The sequence below is a fragment of the Bifidobacterium sp. LH_730 genome, from assembly GCF_056355835.1.
Window position 1 is genome coordinate 1 of record NZ_JBKETB010000022.1, and the last position, 9881, is coordinate 9881.

Genomic DNA, 9881 nt, shown 5'->3' on the forward strand with positions numbered 1-9881 from the left:
GGGTCGTCCGCCGCTGCCGCGCGGATCTGCGGGTCCTCCAGATTGACGTACCTGTAGTCCGGGAACACGTCGCGCACCAGCGTCGACTTGCCGCTCTGCCGCGGGCCCGTCACGGACACTACGGGAAACCATGAGGCCATCTGCCTGATCTGTTCGGAAAGCATACGTGGAATCATGCCGTTCCCCTCTGCGAATCGCGAGCTCATTTCTCTAATCATGCATTAGAAATTACCTAAATCATACATTAGGAATTACCGTAATCTTACATTAAATTACTCCTCAATCATGTATTAGGTAGCTAATATGACCAATGCTGCGCGGATTGCGTGGGGCGGAGTCCGTCGGCGTGACGACCGGTTTCTCCGATGGCACGTTCCGTGGTGGACAGACGATTGTCCGTCAGGACACCGCCGCGTTCCTCGGCCGCATGATCGACAAGGACCTCATCAAGCTCGGACGAGATCCAGGGCAAGATAAGGGATGGTGTGCCAGTTGGCGCGCTGCCCCTTTCGGCATAGATAACGGAAAGCATCCGAAATACGAAGCGCCTCGCCGGATACCATGGAAATTGGCAAAGATGCCAAAAGAAGTATGAGGAAAGGAACGAATGATGTTTTCCGTTTCATCCAGAAAAGTTAGAACTCTCGCTGCTGCAACTGTCGCAGCTCTTGCAACCATTGGCATGGTCGCACCATCTGCTGCCGCGGATTCGGACGATCCCTCATGGTCCTCCAGCCAGCCCTTTGCGCAGGCGCTTGACTCATGGCTGGCGGGGAAGCGCTCCAATGGCGGCTCAAGGTACAAGGACCCCAATGATCTCGGCGTTATCAAGGTGTCCGATGGTGATGCGTATTCCTATAAGGGCACTGGCGGTGTCACTGATCCGGGCGGCCTGTCCATTGTGACTCTGTCGGCGACCATTCCCGCGGGACATACCGCAGTATTCGACGTCTCCGCATCGGCTCTTTACGTTGATCCGTCGTACACGGTTGCCCTTCACGGCGACCGCATCTCCGCATCCAATGGTTCGTATGACTGGATTTACACACGATATGTCTATAGGGGCGGCGGCTACTCCAAGGGCACGCCGTCGCTGAGCGCCTCCGATTATGCAAACTGGCTGCAGCGCAGTCCGTCGGGCGCGATAATGACATTCGGCGACATTGTCATGGGAACAGCAAGTATTGGTGGCGCTGGCGTTACCACCCCCACTGTCCGCAATCGCACGTTCTCGGTGGCCAATCGTGGTTCCGGTTCTTCCGAAGTGACGTTGAGCTTCGCCAGCAACACGTCTGATGCCACGATTCGCTATCACGAGTCTCCATATGCAGGTTCCGATGTCGAGTCCGGCTCGCATCGGGATGATGTGCAGTGGTTGGTCACCTCCGGTATTTCCACCGGATATACCATCGACGGCAACATGACCTTCGGCGGTATGCGCTCCGTCAAGAGGCAGGATATGGCTGCGTTCCTCTACCGGCTCGCCGGTTCGCCGAGCTTTACGCCAGGCTCGCAGGATAAGGCACGCTTCTATGACGTGAGCGATTCCACGCCCCATGCCAAGGAAGTCTGGTGGCTTGCGTCCACTGGTATCACCACCGGCTATCTCGATGGTTCCTTTGGCGGCGAGAATGAGGTGAAACGCCAGGATATGGCGGCTTTCTTGCACCGCTTCGTCCAGAAGTTCGGCGAGGACAACGACAAGTCGATGTCTTTTGTCGATGTGGATGATGACACACCGCACGCTGCCGACATCCGTTGGCTCGGCGGCAACGGCATTTCGACGGGCTATGGCGACGGTGATTTCCGTGGCGGCCGCAATGTCGTGCGTCAGGATATGGCCGCGTTCCTGCATCGCACCAAGACAAACCTGATGTGATTGTATCTTGATGCAGAAGCGGAGTCTGCGTTGTCAGTTGGCGGCGCAAACCCCGCTTAGTTGAGACCGTGCCTTACTGGCACGGTCTCTTATCGTATTAAGCCATGCTCAGACTTGAAAAGCTGTTCATGCCGCCGACATGCTGGTTCGTGCTTGAGCATCATTCGTTGAATTCCGATTAATATATTGGGAATTGCCACAATTCGGCACTAGGAAGCTCCGTAATCTGGCTCAGTCGCTGCAACGACCGCAAGAACCCGCCCTCCAATTCACGGTCTACGGGGGGGGTACTTTTTCGAAAAGGCATCTGTGGGATGGATGTTTTGGAAAAGGAGAAGATACATGGGAAAGCATGTGGGACGGCTTGTGGTTGCCGCAGCTATTGCTGTGTGCGCGTTGTTCGCCGGTGCGGGCACGGCGAATGCCGCGGAGAATCCGTCATGGAAAGATAATGCGGAGCTTAAGGCTGTCGCGGAATATGCCGCGGGAATGAACAATATCCCATTGTCCCAGTTTATGGGAGATGCTGGCCGTTATGCCGGGGAAATCAAGAATAACAGTGAATTTAAGTTCAGCGATCGTTTGGTCACATATACGTATCGCTTGCCCGCAAAGACCTCGACGACTATTGACGTGCGCAATGAATCGACTGATTGCGACTCGATGTCGTTTCTGATCTCGGTACATCAGGATGGTGCTCCGGCCGGGCAGGCGGATACGTTGGCTCCGTACTGGACATTGGACAAGAGCTATAACAAGTACAGTTGGAAGGATGGCAACCGCTCCCAGCGCCCGGTGGATTGGGCCAAAGCAGCGGGAAAGTGGACGCCGACGGACCATGATGACGCATGGGGTCGGGCGCAGTATCTGTTGGCGATGCCTCAGTGGGGCGGCGGTTGCAGCACTATTGCGAAATATTCCCGCGGCACGTCGGCGACAGTGAGCAATAACAGTGACGAGGAACATGCGCTCTCAGTAACGTTGAGCGGTGGCGTCGCTGATTTCACGGGCGGAGACAGTTCACTGCGCGTGAAGTTCACCGACAGGTCATCGGCTGTTGTCCAGCCGTCGACGGATTTCGTTGATGTGGATTCGTCGACGTCTCATGCGTCGGATATTGAGTGGTTGGCGTCGACTGGCATCACGACGGGGTTCGATGATGGCACGTTCAAGCCTACGGCGAATGTGCAGCGTCAGGATATGGCTGCGTTTCTGCGTCGTTTGGCCAAATCGAACAATGTGTCCGACGCGGCGACATGGAAGCCTTCTGTAGCGGATTGGTCCAAGTTCAAGGATGTGAACCAGTCCTCGCCTCATGCGGAGGACGTGCTGTGGTTGGCGCACGCCGGCATCACGACGGGTTATGGTGACGGTACGTTCCAAGGCGGTGCCACGGTGCAGCGTCAGGATATGGCTGCGTTCCTGCGTCGTTTGGCCAAGCTGGCCGGCAAGGACGGCCAGGTGACGGGCTCCAAGCAATTCACGGATGTGAATGAGAAGACCCCTCATGCCGAGGATGTGGCGTGGCTGGGTGCCTCGAAGATCTCGCAGGGCTATCCGGATGGCTCGTTCGGCGTGGGTCAGGGCGTGCAGCGCGCCGACATGGCCGCGTTCCTGCATCGTCTCGATGACATCCTGGCCTGACTGAGTCTGTCTTATCGGAATCTATCGGGCTGACGAATGACTGACAGCCAAAGCCGCACCGGCATCACGCCGGTGCGGCTTTTCATTTCGTTCCTACCCTTTCCTCCGCGCCAACGTCGCCACGCGCTCGCTGTCGATCGCATTCGCCACCTGCTCCAACCGCTCCGGAAACAGGAACCCATACACATCCAAGGTCAGGGAAGCCGACGTATGCCCCATCTGGCGCTGCAATATCTTGACATCCGCCCCGGCCTTGATGGCGATGGCCGCATACGAATGCCGCAGCGAATGCGGCGTCAGCCCCTCCACGCTTTCCAACCCCGCCGCGCGCACGGCCGGATGCCATATCTTGCGCCGCCAATTGTGGTCGTTGATATGCCCGCCCTTGATGCCGCGGAACACGAAGGCCGTCTCCGGTTGCCCCTTGATCTGCGCGCGCAGCGGCGCCACGAGGAACCGCGGAATCGCCACCGTGCGCGGCTTGCCGGATTTCGGTGGGCCGAGCCGCTGCGCCGTCGCGCTGTTCTTCCATGTCCGCCGCACGCGTATCTTGCGATTCTTGAGGTCCAGATCGCCGACCTGCAGCGCGAAGGCCTCGTTGATGCGCGTGCCCACATAGCTTTGGAAACGGATCACCAGTCCGTCGACCGGCCGCCCCACCGCCTCCGCGGCCTCGGCCAGCGCCTCGATCTCATGGATGTCGAGGAACACCAGATCGTGATATTCCGGCTTGGGCAGCTCCACGTCGCGCGCCGGATTGTCCATCAGATACTTGACCTTCACCGCGTAATCCAGCACCCCGGCGAACACGACGCGCACGATGCTTTTGATCGACCTCGGCGACAGCGGCTTCGGCGCGCGGCGAAACCGCAGATCCACCGGGTATTCGCCCGTCGTCAGATCGGTCACCCACCGCGCCACGTCATCCAAGGTGATCGAACCGATCGGCACGTTCGCCCAGCGCGGATTGACATAGACGCGCAGCTCGCACTCATAGCGCGCCCGCACCCCTTCGCTCACGTTGTTCTTCGAGCGCAGCCACATGTCGGCCACATCCTTGAACTTGCGCCGTGCGTCGTTCGGATTCGCATACCGCCCGCGGCGCACATCGTCCTCCATCGCCGCCTGAAAGGCCTCCGCGTCGGTGAGTCGGCGGAATGACTTCGAATGCTGGCGGCGTTCGGCCCCCTCGACCGTGTACCATCGGCACCGCCATCGCATGCCGTGCCCGAAGCGCGAGGTACGCCAACGCTGAGGCACCTGCGCCTGGAATGGATCGCTCACCGCCGCCAGCGAACGCCGCGCGGTGGAGGAGGGGGCGACCCCGTTGTCGGTTTTCAGCCACAGATCATCAATCCACACTCGTGCCATCAACCCACAGTAGTCCTGTCGCGATAAGCTGGTTGATATGCGGCGATTGGTGCCGCGATGACGGGAGGAGAGGGGCATGCGTCGTCATATCGCCACGATGGTCACGGGAATATGCTGCGCGCTTGCATTGGCTATGCCGGTTGCGCCCGCATGGGGGGTGTCGGCACCGTCGGGCACGGAGATGATATCTGTCGACGCATCGGTCTCATCGGTCGCCAAAACCCACAGGCCGCAGGTGACTGAGCATGATTTCGAGGCCTCTGCGGCTGCTTCTCGTTCCCGGAGCGCCATCCGGGGTCAGCGTCTGACCGTTTCCGCTGATGTCACAGGTCTGGCGACTGTCGGCGTCACATGGAAACAGGATGATATGGAACATCCGGAGAACGCTCCGACGATTCGTCTGCGCTATCAGACGGACGGCGTGTGGAGTGAGTGGGTGGATCTGCCTGCCATGGACGAGGATGCGGGCGTGCCCGGAGTGAGCCCTTCGTATTACGTCGGTGACGCCGACCGGGTCGAGGCGACGATCGCCCCCAAGGGTGGGCGTATGGTCGCGGCACAACTGATCACTATCGATTCGGGATATGCGGAGCTGCCATCCGACGCGGGGATCGATCGGGCGACGGTCGGGCGGTCCAAGGTTCCCGAGAATGGCGTGGATACCGACACAGCGACTGACTCGGGTGCCGCGACATCGCTGGAACGTGCGGATAACGCCATCACCGCCACCGGTCGCATTCATACGCGCGAGGAATGGTGGGTGGACGGCAATCCCGCGATGTTCTGGACGCCGGACCGCAGCGGGCATTGGAAGGGTGCCATCGTGCACCACACCGTCGATCGCAACGATTACACACAGGCCGAGGTGCCTGCCATGATCAACGGCATCTATCTGTTCCACAATGAGACGCGCGGTTGGGGAGACATCGGATACCAGCTCATCGTCGATCGTTTCGGCGGCATCTGGGAAGGACGCGACGAGGGTGTTCCGAACCAGATTGTGCCGGCCAGCCAGGTCGATGGCGCGCAGGCCGTGAACTTCAACTATGACACCTTCGGTGTGTCTCTGCTGGGCAGCTATCATCTTGATGTGCATCCCACTGATGCGCAGATCGCCTCGACGGCCGCTGCCATCGCATGGGAATTCCAAGCGATTGGCCTCCAACCTTCCGATGCGTGGTGCACCTTCGACTTCCTTGGTGTGCAGGCGCGCATTACCGGTCACGGTGATGCTTCCCATCATGATGCCTATGGATCCAACGAAACCTTGTGCCCGGGCCAGCAGGTATGGGATCGGATGGGGCGCATCCGCGATTTGGTACGCACCGACATGCTTGGTGTGTCCCGTATGCCGGCGGTTGATGTGCGCGATGGCACGTATCACATCGCCAGTATGGCGCGGAATATGGCGGTGGCGGCGATTCCGGAGGGCGCGACCGGCGATGGGGTGTTGCCGCGTCTGCAGGGATGGACCGGTGCGGTCGGACAGAACTTCCAGTTCACCGCCATGGGCGATGGCAGCTATCTCATCGTGTCCAAGGCCAGTGGCAAGGCGCTGACCGTGGCCAAGGGAGTGGCCGCGGACAATGCTGGTGTATCGCAGCAACCGGTTGGTTACGATCCATCGGACCACGATGCCGATGGCAGTGGCGGCGGTACCGACGGTGATGCCAACGGCGATGCGGATATCAGCACCGACGGCGATGCCGGTGTCGCTGACGCGCCCGGCATCGCCCCCGGTCCAGGCGCGGGCCCCGGTCCAGGGGACGCTCCCAGCGACTCCCGTCCCACCCGAGCGCAGTTGTGGTTCGTGCGCGATTCCGGCGATGGCTATTACCTGCAGTCTGCATTGGGCGAGGAAGTGCTCGATCTGTCGGGCGGCGTCTCGGCCGATGGCACGGCGATAGCGCTCTATGGGCCCAACGGCGGCATCAACCAACGTTGGACGTTGCAGTCGGTGACTGAAGACAAAGCGGCGGGAACGAATATGTCCTTCGTCCCCGGTGCTGACGTCGAGCAGGACGGCAGCGCGCGTGAATATCGCGGTATGTCCAGCATCACCCGTCAGGATATGGCCGCGTTCCTCTATCGCTGGGCTGGCTCCCCGGAATTCACACCGAGCGTGGCGGATCAGTCCCGCTTCGCTGACGTCGACGAGTCCACGCCATTCGCCAAGGAGATCTGGTGGCTGGCCAGCGAAGGCATTTCGACCGGATGGAAGGAAAAAGACGGAACCTATACCTTCCGCGGCGCGTCGAGCGTCACCCGTCAGGATATGGCCGCGTTCATGCATCGTCTCGTCGGCACCGACGGTCTGCCCCGAACTGGTTCGGTGAGCTTCGCTGATGTGAATTGGTCGACCCCGCATGCCGGGGACATCACATGGCTGGCCGATGTGGGTGTGACCACCGGTTGGAACCGCGCCGATGGGCAGCGTGAGTTTCGCGGAATGACGCCCGTCACGCGTCAGGATATGGCTGCCTTCCTTCAGCGACTTGCTGGCATTAATGATGCCTCGGCCGAAAAGACGGTACGTGCGAGCTGGGGCGATGAACCCACGTTCTTCCGCGATGTCACCGTGCGCACACCGCATGCTTGGTCCGTTTGGTGGATGGGGCTTAAGGGGATGTCCACAGGCTGGTTTGTCGCTGACGCCGAACCGTCGGAGCCGGAGGCCTGACTCTTTCCATCCGCGATATCGAAGACGACGGAGGGGCGTTCGCCGGACTATCCCGGTGAGCGCCCCTCCGTATTTGTGATGCGATATGCAACCGGTCAGTCAGCTGGCCGGTCGAAATACCGATGCCACCATTGCGGGGAGACCATTTCGGCGAAGGCCTTGCGATATGCAGACTGATACTTGCGCCACTGGAAGCCGAGGCGTACGTATGACGTCGCCACTCCAACCAGCCCGGTGAACGCCTTCCATGGGCGGCGCACCAGCAGCGTGCCGGTGCCGTTCTCGCGGTTCACAGCCACGGCCGAATCCATGCGTGCCATGGCACGCCAATGCTTGCTTGGCTCGTCGGTGACCAATGTCAGCGTGTCGAAGTCCGTGCCGGGCACCGTGCGTTTGACGTCGTGCCCTGCGTCGACACAGTCCTCGTCATCGACCAGCCACCATACTTTCATCGGCTCGACATAGCCGTCGATCACAGTGCGCCGGTCTCGTCTCGGCATGGCGGCGAACATATGCATCAGCGCGCTGCGTGGGTCATCGGCCGAGTCCAATTCGGCCTCGCTATGCGTGCGCAAGGTATCAGGTAGCTGATCCAGCGGCGTGGTCTGCGCATCCGGCTCCTGCCCGCGCGCCTGGCGGATCTCCGGCAGACGGCTTTCCAGGATATCGCCGATGTATTCGGCTCCCCGCAGCACATCGGCGACGGCCATGCGATGCAGCTTCACCGCGGAATACCGCATCTTCGCTGTGGCCGACAGCGAGGCGCGCATCATCAGTGGCAGCAGCATGCCTCCCCACGGGCGGCGGGAATATAGCAATCCCATGATGAGTTTGTTGCGCACATGGAAATACGCCTGCCAATCGAGGATATCGTCCTTATCGATCCAGGACTGATGCCACAGGCATACGCCCGGCACCGTCGCCGTCGGATATCCGGCCATCTGCGCGCGCACGCCGTATTCGACGTCGTCGTTCTTGATGAAGAACGGATACGCCAATCCGATTTTGTGAATCGTTTCGACGGGAATCAGACACATCCACCATGCGTTGTAATCCGCATCCCAACGCCGATGCAGATAGGATGTTTCGGCGAATGGAGCCGTGGCCAGATCGGCGAACTTGGGGGAGCCGGGCGCCTGTTCCCAGAGGATCCTGTCGCGGTTGAAGGTCTCGGCCATCGCACAGATGCGCGTTGGTTCGGTCAGGAACAGCATGTTGCCGCCCACGATAGTGGGGCGTTTGCAGTGGTTGGCGAAGGCAAGGGCGCGTGCGATCGACTCGGGTTCCAGCACGGTGTCGTCATCAAGCAGCAGCGCATATCCGCTGTCGCCATGTTCCGACACCTCGGCCATGCCGCGGGCGAAGCCGCCGGAGCCGCCGATATTGCGCTGGCGAATGATATGCAGCCGTCCGTCGAGCCGTGCGCTGGCTTCGGCGAAGCCTGGTTCGTCCTGCACCAAGCGTGTGCCTTGGTCGACGACATACACGGCGTCGATGAGGTCCAGATCGCCGGCATCCGCGAGCACATTGAACTGGCGGACGCACCACTCCGGTTTGTTCATCGTGGTGATGGCCATGGACACGGTGCCATGTCGTGTTTCGGATGCAACAGTGCTCCATGCGGCGTCGGACAATGTCAGCGGACCATCGGCGCTGGCCGTGACCTCGAACCAGAGGCAGCCGCCCTCATCCATTCCCTCGATGCTGGTCGTGAATGAGAATTGGCCGTCACTCACCGGCATGGAAACGAGTTCCGTCGCCTTGGTCCGCGAGTCCGAGGCCAGCACGCGCACAATGCCCGTGCCCTCGGCCATGCCGGTCAAGGTCACGGTTTTCACATTGGTCCAATGCGCCCAATAGGCGGCTTGGAAGGCATTGTAATAGGAGCCGGAGGAATATGTCGCGCCGGCGGGCAGCACGATGGAACGGCGGGACGGCGACCATGCGTTGAGATCGGCTCGTTCGCCCGATGCCATCGTCCCCTCGCCATACACGGGCAACGCCCGCGAAGCGAAGTCCGCGGAGATCGAATCGATGCCGGCGGGGAATACGATTCGCCAGAGTGTGTGCATGACTATGTTCTCCTCACTTCGTGTGTGTCGAGAGCTGCCGTGGTGATAAGCGAACTGTCATCTTCCATGATGGGACACTGGTATTTCGCCGGCTTTGTCGGCGACGTGGCAGCTCGCTTATCAGCTATCAGTGTGGCCGGATCTTATTTGTTGAGCATGGGGGCGATGTGTTCGTCGTATGCGGTGAGGGCGGTGTCGATGACTTGGTGCATGTCGTAGTACTTGTAGGTGCCGA

General features: G+C 60.4%; 8 protein-coding genes. 4 read left to right on the plus strand and 4 right to left on the minus strand.

Translation table 11 applies throughout. The features are described from left to right. Positions 1–218 (minus strand): AAA family ATPase (locus AC1AUD_RS13395; protein WP_476574876.1); only part of this gene is annotated, 218 nt, incomplete at its 3' end. Positions 219–310: 92 nt separating this feature from the next. Between AC1AUD_RS13395 and AC1AUD_RS13400 the strand changes: the two genes are divergently transcribed. From AC1AUD_RS13400 to AC1AUD_RS13410, 3 genes are all read left to right on the plus strand, one after another. Next, a complete protein-coding gene (locus tag AC1AUD_RS13400) occupies positions 311–595 on the plus strand; it encodes a hypothetical protein (protein WP_476574877.1) in 285 nt (94 codons plus the stop codon). A gap of 12 nt (positions 596–607) precedes the next feature. After that, complete coding sequence (locus AC1AUD_RS13405) at positions 608–1879, plus strand: S-layer homology domain-containing protein (protein WP_476574878.1); 1272 nt, start codon at positions 608–610, stop codon at positions 1877–1879. Positions 1880–2221: 342 nt separating this feature from the next. Continuing rightward, positions 2222–3523: an S-layer homology domain-containing protein gene (locus tag AC1AUD_RS13410; RefSeq protein ID WP_476574879.1), complete on the plus strand. Its 1302-nt coding sequence runs from the start codon at positions 2222–2224 to the stop codon at positions 3521–3523. A 93-nt stretch (positions 3524–3616) separates the two neighbouring features. Here AC1AUD_RS13410 and AC1AUD_RS13415 read toward each other — a convergent pair whose 3' ends face one another. Next, positions 3617–4894 (minus strand): tyrosine-type recombinase/integrase, encoded by a 1278-nt coding sequence (locus AC1AUD_RS13415; RefSeq protein ID WP_476574880.1) that lies wholly within the window; start codon positions 4892–4894, stop codon positions 3617–3619. Positions 4895–4978: 84 nt separating this feature from the next. Beyond that, positions 4979–5113, minus strand: a complete 135-nt coding sequence (locus AC1AUD_RS13420) for a hypothetical protein (RefSeq protein ID WP_476574881.1) — start codon at positions 5111–5113, stop codon at positions 4979–4981. A 148-nt stretch (positions 5114–5261) separates the two neighbouring features. On the opposite strand from AC1AUD_RS13420, the gene AC1AUD_RS13425 reads away from it, so the two are divergent. Further along, on the plus strand, positions 5262–7574 hold the full coding sequence (locus tag AC1AUD_RS13425) for an RICIN domain-containing protein (protein ID WP_476574882.1): 2313 nt from the start codon (positions 5262–5264) through the stop codon (positions 7572–7574). Between the two features lie 95 nt (positions 7575–7669). Here AC1AUD_RS13425 and AC1AUD_RS13430 read toward each other — a convergent pair whose 3' ends face one another. Next, positions 7670–9646: a glycosyltransferase gene (locus AC1AUD_RS13430; RefSeq protein ID WP_476574883.1), complete on the minus strand. Its 1977-nt coding sequence runs from the start codon at positions 9644–9646 to the stop codon at positions 7670–7672. Positions 9647–9881 lie beyond the last annotated feature (235 nt).

Excerpts from the sequence above, each read along its gene's own strand:
- AC1AUD_RS13410 (WP_476574879.1), top strand. The coding sequence starts at position 2,222 with ATGGGAAAGCATGTGGGACGGCTTGTGGTTGCCGCAGCTATTGCTGTG.
- AC1AUD_RS13400 (WP_476574877.1), top strand. The coding sequence starts at position 311 with ATGCTGCGCGGATTGCGTGGGGCGGAGTCCGTCGGCGTGACGACCGGT.
- AC1AUD_RS13430 (WP_476574883.1), bottom strand. The coding sequence starts at position 9,646 with ATGCACACACTCTGGCGAATCGTATTCCCCGCCGGCATCGATTCGATC.
- AC1AUD_RS13415 (WP_476574880.1), bottom strand. The coding sequence starts at position 4,894 with ATGGCACGAGTGTGGATTGATGATCTGTGGCTGAAAACCGACAACGGG.
- AC1AUD_RS13405 (WP_476574878.1), top strand. The coding sequence starts at position 608 with ATGATGTTTTCCGTTTCATCCAGAAAAGTTAGAACTCTCGCTGCTGCA.
- AC1AUD_RS13425 (WP_476574882.1), top strand. The coding sequence starts at position 5,262 with ATGGAACATCCGGAGAACGCTCCGACGATTCGTCTGCGCTATCAGACG.